This window comes from Microbacterium enclense, from assembly GCF_001456955.1.
GTDB lineage: Bacteria > Actinomycetota > Actinomycetes > Actinomycetales > Microbacteriaceae > Microbacterium > Microbacterium enclense.
This window is the reverse complement of record NZ_KQ758472.1, coordinates 101,070-119,789: the sequence shown is the minus strand read 5'-3', so window position 1 is coordinate 119,789 and position 18,720 is coordinate 101,070. Positions and strand designations below refer to the sequence as shown.

Annotated in this window: 16 protein-coding genes; 4 read left to right on the top strand and 12 right to left on the bottom strand. The window is 72.0% G+C overall.

The window, feature by feature from the left end:
- Positions 1-295: 295 nt before the first annotated feature.
- Genes AS029_RS12250 through AS029_RS12235 form a run of 4 tightly spaced genes read right to left on the bottom strand, consistent with a single transcriptional unit; the run spans position 296 to position 5,527 of the window.
- A complete protein-coding gene (locus tag AS029_RS12250; protein ID WP_228375949.1) occupies positions 296-2,245 on the bottom strand; it encodes a glycogen debranching N-terminal domain-containing protein in 1,950 nt (649 codons plus the stop codon).
- Entirely contained in the window at positions 2,242-3,156 is a 915-nt protein-coding gene (locus tag AS029_RS12245; protein WP_058232881.1) for a carbohydrate ABC transporter permease, read from the bottom strand. Before AS029_RS12245 ends, AS029_RS12250 begins: the two co-directional genes overlap by 4 nt.
- A complete protein-coding gene (locus AS029_RS12240; RefSeq protein ID WP_058232880.1) occupies positions 3,153-4,286 on the bottom strand; it encodes a carbohydrate ABC transporter permease in 1,134 nt (377 codons plus the stop codon). Before AS029_RS12240 ends, AS029_RS12245 begins: the two co-directional genes overlap by 4 nt.
- A gap of 2 nt (positions 4,287-4,288) precedes the next feature.
- Positions 4,289-5,527, bottom strand: a complete 1,239-nt coding sequence (locus AS029_RS12235; RefSeq protein ID WP_058232879.1) for a sugar ABC transporter substrate-binding protein — start codon at positions 5,525-5,527, stop codon at positions 4,289-4,291.
- Positions 5,528-5,722: 195 nt separating this feature from the next.
- Here AS029_RS12235 and AS029_RS12230 point away from each other — a divergent pair, with 195 nt between their 5' ends.
- Positions 5,723-6,718, top strand: a complete 996-nt coding sequence (locus AS029_RS12230) for a LacI family DNA-binding transcriptional regulator (protein WP_058232878.1) — start codon at positions 5,723-5,725, stop codon at positions 6,716-6,718.
- 144 nt (positions 6,719-6,862) lie between these two features.
- Here the strand turns inward: AS029_RS12230 and AS029_RS12225 are convergent, their stop codons facing one another.
- The gene (locus tag AS029_RS12225; RefSeq protein ID WP_058232877.1) at positions 6,863-7,636 is read right to left on the bottom strand and encodes an IclR family transcriptional regulator; all 774 of its coding nucleotides are present in this window, start codon (positions 7,634-7,636) and stop codon (positions 6,863-6,865) included.
- Between the two features lie 61 nt (positions 7,637-7,697).
- Between AS029_RS12225 and hutH the strand changes: the two genes are divergently transcribed.
- Genes hutH through hutI form a run of 3 tightly spaced genes read left to right on the top strand, consistent with a single transcriptional unit; the run spans position 7,698 to position 12,328 of the window.
- Positions 7,698-9,236 carry a histidine ammonia-lyase gene (gene hutH / locus AS029_RS12220; protein ID WP_058232876.1) on the top strand — a complete coding sequence of 513 codons (1,539 nt, stop codon included), beginning with the start codon at positions 7,698-7,700 and terminating at the stop codon, positions 9,234-9,236.
- Positions 9,237-9,275: 39 nt separating this feature from the next.
- Positions 9,276-11,072, top strand: coding sequence for a urocanate hydratase (locus AS029_RS12215; protein ID WP_082642292.1), 1,797 nt, complete (start codon positions 9,276-9,278; stop codon positions 11,070-11,072).
- A gap of 32 nt (positions 11,073-11,104) precedes the next feature.
- Positions 11,105-12,328, top strand: a complete 1,224-nt coding sequence (gene hutI / locus AS029_RS12210; protein ID WP_082642305.1) for an imidazolonepropionase — start codon at positions 11,105-11,107, stop codon at positions 12,326-12,328.
- Here hutI and AS029_RS12205 read toward each other — a convergent pair.
- The 7 genes from AS029_RS12205 to AS029_RS12175 form a co-directional block, all read right to left on the bottom strand.
- A complete protein-coding gene (locus AS029_RS12205; protein WP_058232875.1) occupies positions 12,280-12,795 on the bottom strand; it encodes a hypothetical protein in 516 nt (171 codons plus the stop codon). The genes hutI and AS029_RS12205 overlap by 49 nt on opposite strands.
- A 34-nt stretch (positions 12,796-12,829) precedes the next feature.
- Positions 12,830-13,882, bottom strand: a complete 1,053-nt coding sequence (locus AS029_RS12200; protein ID WP_167345269.1) for an acyltransferase family protein — start codon at positions 13,880-13,882, stop codon at positions 12,830-12,832.
- 248 nt (positions 13,883-14,130) lie between these two features.
- Complete coding sequence (locus AS029_RS12195) at positions 14,131-14,595, bottom strand: SixA phosphatase family protein (RefSeq protein WP_058232873.1); 465 nt, start codon at positions 14,593-14,595, stop codon at positions 14,131-14,133.
- The gene (locus tag AS029_RS12190) at positions 14,592-15,650 is read right to left on the bottom strand and encodes an arginase family protein (protein ID WP_058232872.1); all 1,059 of its coding nucleotides are present in this window, start codon (positions 15,648-15,650) and stop codon (positions 14,592-14,594) included. Before AS029_RS12190 ends, AS029_RS12195 begins: the two co-directional genes overlap by 4 nt.
- Positions 15,647-16,000, bottom strand: coding sequence for a gamma-glutamylcyclotransferase family protein (locus AS029_RS12185; protein ID WP_058232871.1), 354 nt, complete (start codon positions 15,998-16,000; stop codon positions 15,647-15,649). Before AS029_RS12185 ends, AS029_RS12190 begins: the two co-directional genes overlap by 4 nt.
- Positions 16,001-16,173: 173 nt before the next feature.
- Complete coding sequence (locus tag AS029_RS12180; protein WP_058232870.1) at positions 16,174-17,448, bottom strand: DUF445 domain-containing protein; 1,275 nt, start codon at positions 17,446-17,448, stop codon at positions 16,174-16,176.
- Positions 17,448-18,608, bottom strand: coding sequence for an acyl-CoA dehydrogenase family protein (locus tag AS029_RS12175; RefSeq protein WP_058232869.1), 1,161 nt, complete (start codon positions 18,606-18,608; stop codon positions 17,448-17,450). The genes AS029_RS12180 and AS029_RS12175 overlap by 1 nt, the downstream gene beginning before the upstream one ends.
- Between the last annotated feature and the right edge of the window lie 112 nt (positions 18,609-18,720).

Below are 18,720 nucleotides of genomic sequence, written 5' to 3'. Positions count from 1 at the left end.
TGGGGCGAGATTTTCACGCCCCAAGGTGCGGAATCCGCCCCAAACCCGTGGTCGTAGTCGCAGCCGTGGCCGTGTCGGCTGGGCATCCACACGGCGGTCCGTCTGAGGTTTGGGGCGAGATCGGCGCGTCGGGGCGAGATTTTCACGCCCCGAGGTGCGGAATCCGCCCCAAACCCGACTCCGCAGCCGAACCCGAACCCACACCCACCGCAGCGGCACCGGCGCGCCGCGGCCGACCCTCGAAGCCGAGGAAGGACCGGGCGGCGACGCTCGAGTGCGACGCCGTCCGGCGGGCTCACGCCCCGGGAGTGGGCGCGAGCGCGGTCAGGCAGACCACCGCCGCGGCGGCCGACCACGCCTGGGGGCGGCAGGCGGCGGGGTAGGGCGTCGGCACCGACGAGTGACTCCGCGGATCACCGGCGTGCAGCTCGGGCACACGGTACGCGAAGCCCTCCGCGGCATCCAGGAGCTCATCGACGACCGCGCGGGCGTCGTCGCGCAAGCCCGCGCGGAGCATGCCGTGCGCGGCGATCGCGGTGTCGTGCACCCACACGCTGCCCCCGTGGTACGACAGGGGCCAGTAGCCCGCGGCGTCCGACGACATGGTGCGGATGCCGTATCCGCTCGACATGCTCTCGCCGCGCAGCAGAGACGCGACGTGCGCCTCCTCGTCGGGAGAGAGGATGCCGGTGCCCAGCAGGTGCCCGATGTTGCTGGTCAGGGTGTCGACGGGTCGCTTATCGCGATCGAGGGCGACGGCGGGATAGCGGCCCTCGGCCGTCTCGACCCAGTAGGTCTCGGCGAAACGCGCCCGCAGGTCGGCCGCCCACGCACGCCAGAACGCGATGTCGTCGGCGTCCGTCTGCTCTCCGAAGTACTGGAGCAGGTCGGCGCCCGCGAGGGCGGCCTCGTAGGCGTACGCCTGCACTTCGCATAGCGCGATGGGGCCCTCGGCGAGACGGCCGTCGCGCCACTGGATCGAATCGCCGGAGTCTTTCCAGCCCTGGTTCGAGAGCCCGGTGCCGAGGCGGTCGATGTAGTCGAGGAAGCCGTCGCCGTCGCTGTCGCCGCTGTCGCGGATCCAGCCGAGGGCGCCGCGGAGCGTCGGCAGCAGCTGCCGCACCTCGGCCTCGGGCATGCCCGCGCGCCACGCGTCGGCCAGCAGACAGACCCACAGGGGGGTGGAATCGACGCTGCCGTAGTACTTCGGCGGCAGCACGATGCCCTCGCCGGGGATCTCGAGCGCCGAGGCGCGCAGTTCGTGCACGATCTTGCCGGGCTCCTGCGCGGTCTGCGCGTCGTCGTCGGCACCCTGCAGGCGCGCGAGGACGCGGAGGGTGGATGCCGCGATCTCGCGGTCGAGCGGCAGGGCCAGGCGTGCCGCCCAGATCGAGTCCCGCCCGAAGAGGGTGAAGAACCACGGCGCCCCGGCGGCGAAGAACTCGTCGTCGGGGTGCTCCGGCAGCACGAGCCGCAGCGCGTCGAGGTCGTCGAGCGCCGTGCGCAGCCACCGCGCGAGACGCGGGTCGGCAGCGGACGCGGCGACCGCGGCGGCATCCCATCGAGCGGGAGCCGACGCGGAGCCGACGACGAGCGTGTCGTCGCGCAGCGTCAGCGTCCAGCCGACCGCGACCTCGCCGAACGCGGGGATCTCGACCGTCCATGCGGCGTCGAGTCCGGCGCCCTCGGATGCCACCTGGGCGCCCGGCGCGACCAGCTCGAGGCCCTGCGGCCCGGCATCCACCGTCGCCCGCGCGCCGTCGATCGAGGTCGAGGCCTTCCGAGCGTGCGCGTGGCCCGACTTCACCTCGTGCAGCTGCGCGAACTCCGGGGTGAGGCGCAGGCGAAGGGTGGTGCGGATCGGGCGATCGACCCGGGAGGCGACGGTCCACGATTCGCTCACGGCACCGTCGGCGATACGGCGGTCGCGCAGCAGTCGCACCTTCGGATCGGGCGTGGTGTCGTCGACACCGCGGAGGATGCCGCCGAAGACCACGCGCGAGGCGCCGTCGGGCGCGGTCGAGATCCACTCGATCGCCGAGTCGTCGCAGGTCGCCGTCAGCTCGCGGACGTGGCGCACGTCGCCGTGGAAGACGCCGTGCACCGCCGCGCCGCCGATGTCGCCCGAACCGTCGGACCACACCTGCGTGGGGGCCCGCAGCACGACCAGGGCGTCGTTCAGGAGCGGCTGCAGGGGGGCCGGGGTCATCGTCTCGGCGGGCGAGGTGGTGGGGGCGGTGGTCATTCTTTGACGGCTCCTTCGCTGGCGTTCATGATGCGGCGCTGGAAGATGAAGAACACCACGGCGACCGGGATCGTCATGATGGCCGCGGCCGCGAGTTTGAGGGGGAACTGGCTGCCCTGACTGAGCTGGCCGCTGGCCAGGGATGCCACGCCCTTGGTCAGCGTGGTCAGCTCGGGCGACTGGGTGGAGATGACGAAGTGGCTCAGCTCGTTCCACGATCCCTGGAACGACAGGATCACGATCGTGATGAGCGCGGGGCGCGCCATCGGCAGCACCACCGACCAGAAGATGCGGAACGTGCTCGCGCCGTCGATGCGCGCCTGCTCCTCGACCGAGGGCGGGATCGACTCGAAGAAGTTCTTCATGATGAACACGCCGGCGGCATCCACGAGAAGGGGCAGGATCATGCCGGCGTAGGAGTCGTAGATGCCGAGCTGGTTGATCACGAGGAACTTCGGGATCAGTAGCACGACCGTGGGCACCGCCATGACGGCGACGAGCCCCGCGAAGATGATCCCGCGCCCACGGAAGTTCAGTCGCGCCAGGGCGTAGCCGGCGAGCGAGGCGAAGAAGACGCGGCCCACCGTGACGAACACCGTCACGACCGCCGAGTTGGCGAACCAGACGGGGAAGTCCGAGTTGAGGAAGAGCCTTTCGTATGCGGCCAGCGACAGGGGCTGCGGCATGAGCGAGATCGGATCGGCGGCGGCGGCGGCATCCGTCTTGAACGACGTCGCCACCTGCACGAGGAAGGGGTAGATGTAGATCAGCGCGAGCACGATCAGCAGGGCGTACAGGCCGATCTGCCAGCCCAGCGCTCTGCGCGACACGCGGTGCTTGGTCGGCTTCTCGGGCCCGCCGAACCGTTGCTCGGCGAGCACCGTGGTCTGCGGGGACGCGGTGGCGGTCATCGCGTGCCTCCCTTCGCGGCAGGGGCGGGCTTCGGACCGCTGCCGCGCACCTCGTACTGCCGGATGCGGCGCCGCGAGACGGGGCGGTCGCGCAGCACGAAGCGCTGCAGGATCGTCAGCGCCACGATGATCACGAACAGCACGAAGGCGATCGCCGCACCTTGGCCCCACTGCTGCGACAGGAACGCAGAGGAGTAGCTGAGGTACGCCGGAGTCAGCGTCGTCTTGCCGGGGCCGCCCTGCGTGCCGGTGTAGATCTGATCGAACACCTGCCATGTGCCGATGAGGCCGAGCGTGAGCACCGTGAAGAGCACCGGCTTGAGCTGGGGGAGCGTCACGCGCCAGAAGCGCTGCCAGCCGGTGGCGCCGTCCATCATCGCCGCCTCCTGCACGTCGCCGCCGATGTTCTGCAGGCCCGCGATGAACAGCAGCATGAAGGTGCCCGAGGTGGTGAAGACGGCCATGAGGATGAACGCCGACATGGCCACCGAGGGTCCCGCCAGCCAGTCCCACCACGAGACGCCGAGCATGGTGTTGCCGGTGAGGAACGCCGGTCCGCTGGTGATGCCCACGGCGCCGAGGAGGTTGTGGACGACGCCGGAGGGGTCGCTGAACCAGTTCGGTCCGTTGATGCCCAGCCACGACAGCACCTCGTTGACGGCACCGGATGCCGAGAAGAGGAACAGCCAGAGCACGGTGATGGCCACCGAGCTGGTGACCGAGGGGAAGTAGAACGCGGTGCGGAAGAAGCCGCGCCCGCGCAGGATGGCGCGGTTGACGAGCACCGCGAGGAAGAGCGAGAGCGCCGTCTGCAGCGGCACCACCAGCAGCACGTACCAGGCGTTGTTGCGCAGCGCCGTGCCGAAGTCGCGTTCGGCGAGCCCGCCGCCGGTCGTGACGGCGGCGTAGTTGTCGACACCGACGAAGTTCACGTTCGACGAGAAGGGGCTGCCGCGTCCGGTCCAGTCGGAGAAGCTGACCCACAGCGCCATCAGCACGGGAACGAGCAGGAACACGCCCAGGATGACGAGCACGGGCGCGGTGAAGAGCCAACCGGCGGCGGCCTCGCCGCGCCGGATCCCCGAGGAGGGGGACCCGGCGCGACGGGGCGCGGTGGTGAGAGCGCTCATGGCTATCCCGTGATGGCCTCGAGGTTGGACTGCGCCGTCTTGAGCAGGGCCGCGGGGTCGCCCGTCTTCAGCGACTCGAGCTGTGCGTTGAAGTCGGTGATGACGTCGGCGGCGCCGGCCATGTTCGGCGGGAACTGGGCGTACTCGGCGCCGGCGAGGAACGCCGTGGCGTCGGGGTTGGCCGCGGACCACGCGTCGGCGGCCGACTCGATGGACGGCATGGGGCCGAACGCCTCTGAGAACGCCAGCTGCTGGTCGGTGCTCGTCAAATACTCCACGAGCGAGCGCGCCTGCTCCTGGTTGCCGCTGTCGGCGGCCATACCCCAGCAGTTGGTGAACTGCAGGGTGCCCTTGCCGCCGGGACCGGCGGGGAGCTCCGCGACGGTGTAGTTCACGTTGGGGTAGTCGGCCGACATTGCGCCGGAGATCCAGTTGCCCTCGATGACCATCGCTGCCTTCTGGGTGCCGAGGGCCTCGCCGCCCCAGCCCGCGCCCACGTCGGAGGCGAAGGCGAAGGAGCCGTCGTTGAGGTGCGTCTTGACGTAGTTCAGGGCTTCGAGGTTCTCGGGACTGTCCGCCGTGGCCGCGCCGTCGGTGACGAGTCCTCCACCCGCCTGCGCCATGAAGGCACCGACCCGCTGATACTCGGCGCCGAAGGCCAGGCCCACCCGGCCGTCGGCCGTCAGACGCTGGGCGACGGATGCCAGCTGGTCCCACGTCGTGGGGATGTCGGCATCCGTGAGCCCGGCTGCCGTCCACAGGTCGGTGTTGATGATGAGCGCCAGCGTCGAGAAGTCCTTGGGGGCGCAGAAGAAGGTGCCGTCGACGGTGAAGTTGTCGATGAGCGAGGGGTAGAAGTCGTCCTTGTTCGCGAGGTCGTCGCCGTAGGCGGCGATGGATCCGTTCGCGGCGTAGCCCGCCAGGGCCTCGGGGGCGAGGTAGAAGAGGTCGGGCGGGGAGCCGGCCGCGAAGCCCTGCGAGAGCTGCTGGGGGAGGTCGTTGGCGGTCTGCACCTCGGCTTCGACGCCCGATTGCTCGCTCCAGGCGGCGACGGCGTCGGTGACGGCCGTGGTCTCGGCATCGCCCGAGGAGCCGATAAGGAGGGTGAGCTTTCCGCTGCCGGACGCCTGGCCCTCGCCGGGGGTGTCGTTGAAGCCCGAGCCGCACGCGGTGAGCGTGAGGGCTCCGGTCGCCAGAAGCGCGCCGGCGGCGAGCCGGTTGCGGGCGGTGTGCCGTGTCATGTGTCTCTCTCCTTCGATGAGGCATGCGACCCCTCCGCATGTGGTCGGAGGGCCGCCAGTTTGAACGTTCAAATGACGGTCCATCAACGGTACGAAGGGGTCGGGCGCGATGTCAAGCGGTTGCCGCCCGGCTTAGGCTGACGATCTGACGACGGGCTCCGAACCCGTCGTCCGGCGGCGAAAGGGAGGCAGCACATGGCGAAGGCGCCCACGGTAGACGACGTCGCCCGCGCAGCCGGGGTCTCGCGGCAGACGGTGTCGAACGTGCTCAACGCGCCCGACATCGTGCGCGACGCCACGCGTCAGAGGGTCGAGGCCGCCATCTCCGATCTCGGCTATCGCCCGCACGCCGCCGCCCGCCGCTTGCGGATGCGTCGCAGCTCCACCATCGGCATCCATCTCGACCCGTACGCCGGCGGCATCTCGGGCGTCGTGCTCGACCGCTTCGTGCACGCGCTCACCGAACGCGCCGGGGAGCGCGACATGCGTGTGCTGCTGTACGCCGCCCGCACCCCCGAAGAGGAGATCGCCCGCCTCGGCGACCTGCTCGAGGGCGGAGAAGTGGATGCCGTCGTGGTCACCGGCACGTTCCACGGCGACCCCCGCACCGGCTGGCTGACCGCCCGGAACCTCCCGTTCGTGTCGTTCGGTCGGCCCTGGGGCGAGGATGACGTCGAGGCCCCAGCCCACCTGTGGGTCGACGTCGACGGCGCGGCCGGCACGCGCGCGGCGACCGCGCACGCGCTGGCGCGGGGTGGGGGACGGGTGGCGTTCCTCGGCTGGCCCGCCGGCTCGGGAACCGGTGACGAGCGCGAGCGGGGGTGGCGCGAGACGGCGGGGGACGGTCCGCGGTGGGTCGTGGAGGAGAACGTGTCGGCGGCACGCGACGTCGTCACGGCTGGCCTTCTGGCCGATCCCGACGTCACGGCCGTGGTGTGCGCGAGCGACTCGCTGGCCATCGGGGCGCACCTGGCGACCACGCTCGCCGGTCGCCCCGACATGCCCGTCGTCGGGTTCGACAACACCCCCGCCGCCGAAGCCCTCGGGCTGTCGAGCGTGGAGCAATTGCCCGAGCGGGTGGCATCCGGAGCCCTCGACCTGCTGATGGGCGACGGCACGGTCGTGGCCCCGCGCGCCGCGACGGCGGGGGCGGCGCACGTGCTGGTGGAGCCGCGGCTGGTCGTGCGCTGACGCGCGGCGTTCGTGCGTTGCGCGTGCTGCGGAGGGTTTGGGGCGGGATCGGCCAGTTGGGGCGGAAAAATTACGCCCCGAACGGCGGAGTCTGCCCCAAACCGGCGATCTCGCGCGAGCGAGCGGCGACCGCCGGCAGGGGCCTCAGGCGTGGCGGCCGATACGGCGGGCGAGCTCGGCGGCGGTGGTGGATGCCGCGGAGGCCAACGCCGCGGCATCCCGCTCGGAGCCGTCGGTCGGCCAGGTGATCGCCACGGCGGCGGCGGGCCAGCCGGTGTGATCGAGCACCGACGCGGCGACCGAGCGGAATCCGGGCGTGACCTCGCCGTTCTCGCTCGCGAAGCCCGCGGCGCGCACCTCGCGCAGCAGCTCCCGCAGCTCGCGCGGGGTGGCGGGGCCGAGGCCGTGGCGCTGCGTGAGGGCCGTGGCATCCGGGAACGACGCCCGCACCTGCTCGCGGGGGAGCGACGCCAGCATGGCGCGGCCCGTCGCGGTGAGGTGCGCGGGCAGACGCACGCCGACGTCGGTCACCAGCGCCGGTCGCCGCGGGGCGCGCTCCTCGACGATGTAGAGCACGTCGCGGCCGGCGAGCACGGCGAGGTGCGCCGATTCGCCGACGCGATCCGACAGCGCGGCCAGCAGCGGCCGCCCCAGCCGGGCGAGGGGCTGCTGCCGGGCGTACCCGCCGCCGAGCTCGAACGCGGCGGTGCCCAGCCCCCACCGCCGGTCGCCCGGGAGGTGCACGACGTATCCGTGCTGTTCGAGGGTGGCGAGCAGGTGGTAGGTGCTCGAGCGGGGGATGCCCAGCGCCGTGGCGATCGATTGCGCGGCCATCGGTCCCGGCTGCCGTGCGAGCAGCGAGAGGATCCGCAGCGTCTGATCGGCGGCGGGAACCTGCGGGCGCGGATTGTCTGGCATGACAGACACAGGATGCCAGAACACCCTCGCCGAGGGCCATCGCCCGCGGTGGAATCGGCGTATGAACGACAGCGTCACCCTCGGGACCCGCCCCCTCACCCCGCGCGAGGTGGTGGATGTCGCGCGGCTCGGCATGCGGGTCGACGTCGACGTCGACGCCCTCCAGCGCGTGGCCGACACGCGCGCGCTCATCGAGGGCCTGGCCGACGACCCGCAGCCGCACTACGGCATCTCGACGGGCTTCGGCGCCCTCGCGACGACGTTCATCGCCGAGGACCGCCGGGCGCAGCTGCAGGCGAGTCTCATCCGTTCCCACGCGGCCGGCACCGGCGCCGAGGTCGAGCGCGAGGTGGTGCGCGCCCTCATGCTGCTGCGGCTGCAGACGCTGTGCACCGGTCGCACGGGCGTCCGCCCCGTCGTCGTCGAGACCTACGCCGCGCTGCTGAACGCCGGCATCACCCCGGTCGTGCGCGAGTACGGCTCCCTCGGCTGCTCGGGCGACCTGGCCCCGCTGTCGCACGTCGCGCTCGCGGTGATGGGCGAGGGAGAGGTGCGCGATGCGTCCGGCACCCTCCGGCCGGCCGCCGACGCCCTCGCCGCGGCCGGCATCGAGCCCGTGGCCCTGCGTGAGAAGGAGGGGCTGGCCCTCATCAACGGCACCGACGGCATGCTCGGCATGCTGCTGCTGGCCCTGCACGATCTCGAGATGCTGTTCACCACCGCCGATGTGGCGGCGGCGATCTCGATCGAGTCGCAGCTCGGGACGGATGCCGTGTTCGCCGCCGACCTCATGGCCTTGCGGCCGCAGCTCGGGCAGGCGGAGTCGGCGGCGCACCTGCGCGCGTTCCTCGCCGGCTCCCCGATCGTCGCCAGCCACCGCGGACCGGAATGCACCCGCGTGCAGGACGCGTACTCGCTGCGGTGCGCACCGCAGGTGCACGGCGCCGCGCGCGACACGATGGCGCACGCGACGGTCGTCGCGGAGCGCGAGCTGGAGTCCGCCGTCGACAACCCCGTCGTCACCGTCGACGGTCGCGTCGAGTCGAACGGCAACTTCCACGGCGCGCCGGTGGCGTACGTGCTCGACTTCCTCGCGATCGCGGTGGCCGATGTGGCATCCATGTCGGAGCGGCGCACCGACCGCGCGCTGGATGTCGCGCGCAGCAACGGCCTGCCGCCGTTCCTCGCCGACGAGGTGGGGGTCGACTCGGGGCTCATGATCGCGCAGTACGCCGCCGCCGGCATCGTGTCGGAGCTGAAGCGTCTCGCCGCTCCCGCGTCCGTGGATTCGATCCCCTCGAGCGCCATGCAGGAGGACCACGTCTCGATGGGCTGGGCCGGTGCCCGAAAGCTCCGTCGCGCGATCGACGGCCTCGCCCGGGTGCTCGCCATCGAGGTGGTGACCGGATGCCGCGCCCTCGATCTGCGCGCTCCGCTCACGCCCGCCGCCGCCACCGGTGCCGTGCGAGACCTCGTGCGCACGCGCGTCGCCGGCCCGGGGCCCGACCGCTTCGTCTCGCCCGAGATCGAGGCCGTGACCGAACTCGTCGCCTCGGGCGAGATCGCTCGCGCCGCCCTCGCCGTCGCCTTCCCCGGATAGACCCCGCCCGCTTCCCGCCCCGATCGAAGGAGATCCGCCATGACCGACACCCTCGACTCCGCGCCGGCCGCGGCCGCCGGAACCCCCGCCTCCGTGGCATCCGTGATCCGCGCGCCGCGCGGCGCCACGCGCACCGCGAAGAGCTGGGGCGCCGAGGCCGCGAAGCGCATGCTCATGAACAACCTCGACCCCGAGGTGGCCGAGCGCCCCGACGACCTTGTCGTCTACGGTGGCACGGGCCGGGCCGCGCGGTCGTGGGCGGCGTACGAGGCGATCGTCCGGACGCTCGACGAGCTCGAGCCCGACGAGACGCTGCTCGTGCAGTCGGGCAAGCCCGTGGGCGTGTTCCGCACGCACGAGTGGGCGCCGCGCGTGCTCATCGCCAACTCGAACCTCGTCGGCGACTGGGCGACGTGGCCAGAGTTCCGGCGGCTCGAAGACCTCGGACTGACGATGTACGGCCAGATGACCGCCGGGTCGTGGATCTACATCGGCACGCAGGGCATCCTGCAGGGCACGTACGAGACCTTCGCGGCGGTGGCGCGGTCGCTCGGCCGGGCTTCGACAGGCTCAGCCACCGGGTCGGGGGCTTCGACGGGCTCAGCCACCGGGTCGGGGGCTTCGACGGGCTCGGCCACCGGGTCGACGATCCCCGCCGACGATCTGAGAGGCACTCTCACCCTCACCGCCGGCTGCGGCGGCATGGGCGGGGCGCAGCCCCTCGCCGTGACGATGAACGGCGGCGCCGTGCTCATCGTCGACGTCGACCGCACGCGGCTCGACCGTCGCGTCGCGCACGGCTACCTCGACGAGGTCGCCGACGACCTCGATGCCGCCGTGGCCCGGGTGACCGCCGCGCGCGACGCGGGCGAGGCGCTGTCGGTGGGCGTCGAGGGGAACGCGGCGGAGATCTTCCCGGAGCTTCTCGCCCGTGGCATCCGGATCGACATCGTCACCGATCAGACGAGCGCCCACGACCCCCTGTCGTACCTGCCGATCGGCACGGCGGTCGCCGACTGGCAGGCCGAGGCCGCGCGCGACCCCGAGGACTTCACCCGCCGGGCGCGCGAGAGCATGGCGGCGCACGTGCGGGCGATGGTGGGATTCCAGGATGCCGGGGCGGCGGTGTTCGACTACGGCAACTCGATCCGCCGCGAGGCGGAGCTCGGCGGATACGACCGCGCGTTCTCGTTCCCGGGGTTCGTTCCCGCGTACATCCGTCCCCTGTTCGCCGAGGGCAAGGGGCCGTTCCGCTGGGTGGCGCTCTCGGGCGACCCGGAGGACATCGCCAAGACCGACCGTGCCGTGGCCGAGCTGTTCCCCGAGGACGCCGCCCTGCACCGGTGGCTCCGGAAAGCCGGCGAGCAGGTGCACTTCGAGGGGCTGCCGGCGCGCATCTGCTGGCTCGGCTACCAGGAGCGCCACCTCGCCGGCCTGCGGTTCAACGAGATGGTGGCATCCGGTGAGCTGTCGGGACCGATCGTGATCGGCCGCGACCACCTCGACGCCGGCTCCGTGGCCTCGCCCTACCGCGAGACCGAGGCGATGGCCGACGGATCGGATGCCATCGCCGACTGGCCCCTGCTGAACGCGCTGCTGAACACCGCGAGCGGTGCCTCGTGGGTGTCGATCCACCACGGCGGCGGGGTCGGCATCGGCCGCAGCATCCACGCGGGGCAGGTGTGCGTCGCCGACGGCACCGCCCTGGCCGCCGAGAAGCTTGCGCGCGTGCTCGTCAACGATCCCGGCACGGGCGTCATGCGGCACGTGGATGCCGGGTACGACCGCGCGCGCGAGGTCGCCGCCGAGCGGGGCCTGACGGTGCCGATGTGGTGAGCGCTCCCGTGGCGGCCGACGCCGACCGGCCGATGCTGCTGACGAACATCGGCGAGCTGACGACGAACGTCGCCGTCGACGGCGACCCGTGCGGAACCCTGCGCGATGCGGCCGTGCTCGTGCACGACGGGCTCATCGCGTGGACGGGTTCCGCGGATGCCGTGCCGCCGAGCCCCGACGCGCTCGTCGTCGACGCCGGCGGTCGGGCCGTCATCCCCGGGTTCGTCGACAGTCACACGCACCTCGTGTTCGGCGGGGACCGGGCCGAGGAGTTCGCGGCGCGCATGGCGGGGGAGCGGTACGCCGCCGGCGGCATCCGCACCACCGTCGCCGCGACGCGCGCGGCGAGCGACGACGATCTGCGGGACCGACTCGCCGCCCTCGTCGCCGAGTGCCGTGCGCAGGGCACGACGACGGTCGAGATCAAGACCGGCTACGGCCTCGACGTCGCGACCGAACGGCGCCTTGCGCGCCTGGCCGCCGAGGTGACGGACGAGGTCACCTTCCTCGGCGCCCATGTCGTCGCCCCCGAATACGCGGACCGCGCGGACGAGTACGTCTCCCTCGTGACCGGCGTCATGCTCGCCACGGTCGCGCCCCACGCGCGCTGGATCGACGTGTTCTGCGAGGACGGAGCGTTCACGGCCGAACAGAGCCGGCGTGTGCTCGCAGCCGGTCGCGCGGCGGGACTCGGCATCCGGGTCCACGGCAATCAGCTGGGGTTCGGCGACGGCGTGGGTCTCGCGGTCGAGCTCGGCGCCGCCGCGGTGGATCACTGCACGTACCTCGCCGACGCCGACGTCGCGGCGCTCGCCGCGTCGGACACGGTCGCGACACTGCTGCCGGGCGTGGAGTTCTCGACGCGACAGCCGTATCCGGACGCCCGCCGATTGTTGGATGCCGGGGTCACCGTCGCCCTCGCCAGCGACTGCAACCCGGGCTCGAGCTACACGAGCTCGATGCCGCTGATGATCGCGCTCGCGGTGCGCGAGATGGGGATGACGCCGTCCGAAGCCGTGTGGGCGGCCACGGCCGGGGGTGCGCGGGCGTTGCGGCGCACCGATGTCGGGGTCGTGGCGCCGGGTGCGCGAGCCGACCTCGTGCTCCTCGACGCGCCGACGCGGGTGCACCTGGCGTACCGGCCGGGGGTTCCGCTCGTGCGGCGCGTGTGGAAGGACGGCCGGCAGCTCCCCGGGTCGGGAACCGCTCAGGGGCAGCCGACGATGAGGGCCTTGGCGAATCCGCCCGTCTGGTAGGCGAACTGGTAGATCCACTGCCCCAGATCGAGCGACGTGGGAACGGCGGCGACCGTCACCTGCGCGTCCGCGCAGCGCCCCGCGATGAAGCGGGTGCGGCTGACGTGCGGGGTGAAGGTGATCACGATCGCGCGCGCGGACGCGTCGTATCGTTCGTTCATGGCCGACATCTCGCCGGCCGTCGTGAACGGCTCCGGGTGCACGCAGCTCACATAGGCCCGCTGACAGGCCGCCAGCTTCGCCGCCGACTGCTCCCCGTCGGTGGGCACCGAGATCAGGATGTCGTCGGCCACACCGTCGCTGCGCAGCTGTTCGGCGAGGGCGATGCGTCCCGCGGTGGGCGGTCCGATGACGTAGATGACGTCGGCGCGGGCGGGCATCTGGGCGGCGGCGGGGAACACGTACGCCGGCACGGTGATGGATGCCGCCACGGCGACGACACCCAGAAGGGCGGCGATGATCGCCACCCACCGACGGCGGAGGGTGTGTGCGGTGCGGATGTCAGCGACTCCGTTCGGTTTCGAGGCGGTCGGTCTGGAGCCGGCGTGCGGCGAACCGCTGCACCGGGGCGGGGAGGGTGAAGATGCCCGAGACGGAGCCGACCGCGCGCCGGATGACGAGCGCCAGCGTGATCACGACGGCGGTCAGCAGAACGGTGGCGAGCCAGCCGGGGAGGAGTTCGACGGGCAGGAGCGCGACCGCGAGCGCGAGCAGGAGAGAGTTGAGCACGTAGATCGGCAGCGTGCGCGAGCCGAGAGCGCCGACGGCGCGTCGCACGACCGACGACCGCGCCAGCATCACGGCGATCGACACGCCGAATGCGGCGCCCACCACGCACAGGGCGACCCGGAAGACCCCCTGCAGCGGCAGGGAGGGCAAGGCGACGGTGCCCGCGGCCAGCACGGCGCCCGATCCCAGCAGCCACCACACGGTCACGCGCCGCGCGTACGCCTCGACGAGCTGTCGGCACACCACACCGGTCATGAACAGGGCGAAATACGTTCCCACCGAGCGCCAGGTGTACGACGAGCTCACCGTGACGATGCCCGTGGCGAACAAACACGCGACCGCGAAGGCGAGGCCGAGCTGGGCGAGGCGCGGCAGTCGCCGCAGCGCCCACGCGGCCACCGTGTAGAGGATGAGCGCATAGAGGAACCACAGCCCCGACCACGGCAGGTAGATCGCGGTCGCCAGATCGCCGACGGGAGAGGTCTGCGGATCGAACGGGCGGGGTACGAACAGGAACCACGCCCACCAGATGACGCACCATAGGGCGTAGAGGTAGACCAGCAGGGCCAGGCGTTTCCAGAACAGCGAGGCGAAGCTCGACCTCGCGATGGCGGAGGAGGCGAGCAGCCCCGAGACGAGGAAGAACAGCGGCATGCGGAAGGTCGACAGCATCGCGGTCACCTGCACCAGGGCGTCCACCTGCCAGCCGGTGGCATCCAGAAACTGGATGGAGTGGTGGAACACGACGAGGGTGATCGCGATGCCGCGTGCGACATCGATCCATGCGATCCTCTGCGCGGGCGCAGGCGACGTTTCGGCAGTCATGACCACTTCCCCGGTTGGTCCGATGCGCTCAGCGCGCCCGTTGCGACGACCGCGCTCGGGCGTCATCCCGTTCTATCAGACGAAGATTTGCGTCGATGTCGCCTCAGATGTCGAGCGGATGACGAGCCGCTGATCGCTTTCCGCATGGATCCGGGCGTGGACGGCGCCCCGGGGCGGGCGGATGCCGGGTCGCGCCCGGACACGGAGATCGGATCGCGGGGCGTGTCGAGGCTCGCCGTGACGAGGGCTCAGGGCGTGTAGAGGTCGAACTCGTCGGGCGGCGTCGCGTCGACGTCGTCCCACGTTCCGTCGTGCCAGGTGAAGACCGCCACCGCACAGGTCGCCATGCGCTCCTCACGGTCGGCGAGGCGAGACACCAGGGCGCTCATCCCGGGGTCGTGCGCCACGACCATGACTTCGTCGGCGCCGCTGGCGCGTGCGGCCTCGAGGAGCCGGTCGGGCGGGGCGAGGTAGAGCTGAGGCTGCTCGGTGACGTCGACGTCGAAGGCATTCGCGAACACCGCCGCCGTCTCGCGTGCGCGCACGGCCGAGCTCGAGAGCAGAACCGCCGGTCGCACGCCGGCGCGTTGCAGCGTGCGAGCCATGGCGGGGGCGTCGCGGCGTCCGCGGTCGTCGAGGGGGCGGTCGTGATCGTCGAGCCCGCTGTCGCCCCACTCGGATTTCGCGTGTCGCGCGAGCAGGAGTTGGATCATCGTCGTTCCGCCAATCCAGCGAGGAGTTCGAGGACGCACAGCGCGGCCAGCCGCACGGTGCGAGCGTCTGCGGCGTCGGCCGTGGCATCCACTTCGACGATGTCGGCGCTCGTGATCCCGGGGTCGCGGGCGAGCCCGCGCACCAGAGCGCGCAGCTCCCAGGCGGCGAGCCCGCCCGGGACGCTCGCGGGGCAGCCCGGTGCGACGGATCGATCGCAGACGTCCACATCGATGTCGAGGTGGATGCCGCCGGGGTGGATGCCGTCGAGCGGTGCGTCCGTTGCGGCTCCCGACCCCGACGCGGGTGCGCGCTCCGCGCCCGCCGGGTCGGAGCCGGCTCGGGGCGGGCCATCCGATGCGGACACCGTCTCTGCCGCGTGTTCGGACTCTGCGGGCAGGCGGTCCGACGCGGCGGCGGGGTGCACACCCGCCGCGACGCGGAGGGCCTCGGCGGTGACGGCGTCGATGCCGCGCCGTCGCACCTCGTCGAGTGTGATGACGGTGATGCCGGCGTCGGCGGCGCGCCGGGCGTAGACCGCGGAGTTGGCGAAATCGGCGATACCGATCTGCACGACCCGCCGGGGGTCGAGCCCATCGGCGACCAGGCGTCGCACGGGGGAGCCGTTCGACTCGCCGTCGCGAAGGTCGAAGTGAGCGTCGAGGGTGATGAGGCCGCGAGCCCGCCGCCCCTGCGCCACCGCGTAGGTCGCCGAGTTGTCGCCGCCGAGCGCGATGAGCAGAGGTACGTCGGACAACGCGTCGACCGCCGCGCGCACGCGTGCCTCGCCCTCTCGGCCGTCGGGTTCGTCGACGTCGCCCGCGTCGGCGATGCGCAGTGCGGCGGTGAGGTCGACGGGCGGCGGGCCCATGAGGGTGGGGGAGTACCGGCGCAACGCCGCACGGACGGCCGCGGGCGTCTCTCCGGCGCCCGTCGGTGAGAGCGAGGTCCGCCAGGCGGGGACGCCGAGCAGCACGGCATCCGGGGTCTGGCCACTCGCGGGCGCGGGCCAGTCGCCGGCGCGGGGCCAGAGCGGATCGACGGGGAGGGCGCTCATGCGGCCACGTAGACCCAGGCGGTCGCCCCGCTCGCCAGGACGACCGGGATACGGCGCGAGTCGGAGATCAGGTATTCGTCGGCGGCGTCGAGTTCAGCCGCGGTTAGATGCAAGACGGTGCCGAAGACGCGATCGCGCGGGTCGCCGGTGTGGCGGAGGCTGCGCCGACGATGACCGTGCGGCGTGGAAGCACCCCGTTCGTCGGTGCTCTCGACATCGTCGAGACGGAACCCGGGGAGGGTGTCGTCGTCGCCGGCGATGAGACGACCGAAGGTGTCGAGCTGCACGTCGGGCGCCTGCAGCGCCCCATAGGTGAAGAGGAACTCCCCGGTCCCCGAACCCTCGCTCACGGGGCTCACAGTACTCACCCGCTCACGCCGTAGGGAACTGCGACGCGTGGCCTTGCGCTTACCGGCCGTGATGTGCGATTCGCCGCCACCGCCGGCCCGTCGAGCTCGGTGCCGCACGGAATGCTCGACCTGCTAACCGGTGCGAGGGGCTGCGCGTGCGGGGCCCTCGGCGCTCAGGAGCCCCACGTGAAGTGGGCGACGGTGAAAATGACCAGCCCCGCGAGCGCGCCCACGATGGTGCCGTTGAGTCGGATGTACTGCAGATCGCGGCCGACCATGAGTTCGATCTTCTCGGTGGTCTCGTCGGCATCCCATCGCTCGACCGTGTCGGTGATGATCGAGGCGATGTCGTGACGGTACCGGCCGACCACGAACACGGCGGCGTCGATGACCCACCCGTCCACGCGTTTCTGCAACGCCTCATCGCGCTGCAGCCGCGAACCGACTTCGGCGAGGGCGGCCGACGCCCGACGGCGCAGACCGCTCTCGGGGTCGGAGAGCGAGCGCAACAGGCCCGTCTTGGCGGTGTTCCACGCGTCGGCGGCGAGTTGGCGCACGCGGGGGCTGTCGAAGACCGCCGCCTTCGCTTCTTCGAGGCGCACCATCGTCGCCGGGTCGTGCTGCAGGTTGTCGGCGAGGCGCGTGAGGTAGCCGTCGATGGCGCCGCGCGCCTGATGGCGCGGGTCGGCGCGCACGGCGTCGACGAACTGCACGGCCTCGCGGTAGACGGTGTCATCGACGAGGCGGGCGGCGACGCCCGGCACCCAGGCGGGGAGACGCCGCGACACCAGACCCTGGAACGTGTCGCGGTTGTTGCCGAGCCAGACGCCGATGTTGTCGAGCGCGAGGTCGACCGCGCCGTGATGGGCGCCGGAGTCGACCACCCGCTCCAGCCACCCGCCGATCGACGGCCCCCAGTCGGGCGAGAGCAGGTGCTCGCGCGCCAGATCTTCGATGAGGCCCTGCACGTCGTCGTCATCCAACGCGGTCAGGACGCTCGACGCCAGCGTGGCCACTTCGGCGGCGACGCGGTCGGCGTGCGCGGGATCGGCGAGCCAGGCGCCCGCGCGGGCGGACAGCGGCGTCGATTCGAGCTTGGTGCGCACGACATCGCCCTCGAGGAAGTTCGTCTCGACGAATTCGCCGAGCTGCCGACCGATCTCGTCTTTCCGGCGCGGAATGATCGCGGTGTGCGGGATGGGCAGCCCGAGGGGATGCCGGAACAGCGCCGTCACCGCGAACCAGTCGGCGAGAGCGCCGACCATGCCGCCCTCGGCCGCCGCCCGGACGTACTGCAGCCACTCCACCTCGCGCTGGAGCGAGAAGGAGATGGCGAACACGATCGCCATCCCGAGCAGCGCGCCGAGAGCGACGCCCTTCATGACGCGCAGGGCGCGGCGGCGCTGCTGATCGGCTGGGCTCAGCGCGGCCGTGGGAGTGCGGGCCATCAGCCGGTCACCGGTCCGAGCCACGCCGCCGCGGCCGTCGAGTGCGCGGATTCGGCGTCGGACGGGTGGAACATGCCGGCCAGCACGTCGCGGTACAGGCGGCTGAGTTCGTTCTGCGTGAAGTAGGCGGCACCGCCCCCGACGAGGATGGCGTCGTCGACGACTTCTTTCGCCATGGCGACGGCGCGGTACTTCACGCCCGACAGCAGCGAGAACCACCGCCCGCCGTGGTCGACGAGGTCGTCGACGTCGCGCGCCAGCGCGGCCAGTTGCGGCGGCAGCGCCTCGTAGGCCAGCGCCATGTCGGCCACCCGCCAGCGGATGTCGGGGTCGTTCGCGTAGGTGGTGCCCGTCTTCTTGGACCGGCGCGAGGTGGCGGCGTCGACCGCGAGATCGAGCGCGCGCCGCGCGATGCCGGTGTAGACCGAGGCGAGCAGGATCTCGAAGACCGCGAAGATACCGAAAACCAGCGGGTCGGGCTGCGGACCGGGGTCGATCCTGCGGATGACGCGATCGGCCGCGGCGTGCGCTCCGCGGAGCTCGGTCGTGCGGCTCTGCGTGCCACGCATGCCGAGGGTGTCCCAGTCGTCGCGCGTGACGACCGCGTCGCTCCGGTCGACGAAGGCGAAGACCATCTTCGGCCCGTCGGGCGAGGTGGAGTCCAACCCGTGCACACCCAGGTGGTGCCACACGGGGGAGAGGGACGTGAAGATCTTCGTTCCGGTGAAGGAGTACCCGCCCCGCCCGTCGGGCTCGGCGACGGTGTCGCTGCCGAACAGGACGAGATCGTTGCCGGCCTCGCTGATGCCGAAGGCGAACACCTCGCCGGCCCCGGCGGCCTCGTCGACGAACGCGAGGTCGTCGATGCCGCGGTCGCGCAGAACCTTCGCCACACCCGTCCACACGAGGTGCATGTTGACCGCCAGCGCCGTCGCGGGCGCCGCGCCCGCGAGGCGTTGCTGCAGGAGCGACGCCTCGGCGAGGCTCAGCCCGGCGCCGCCGGCCGCCTGCGGAACGAGGATGCCGAGATAGCCCGCGGCCCGCAGCTCGTCGAGGTCGTCGTGGGGGAAGGTGTTCTCGCGGTCGTGCACGGCCGCCCGCTCGCGGATGCGCGCCAGCAGGTCGTCGGGCAGATACCGAGCCGGATCGAACGAGGTCATGGCATCCATTCTGCGCGCGACCTCCGACATCGCGCCCGGGGGTGACACGACGCGCGGAGACGGTCACTTCTCTCCGATGGTCGCGGCGAGATGGGGCGATCCTGCGCGGGTC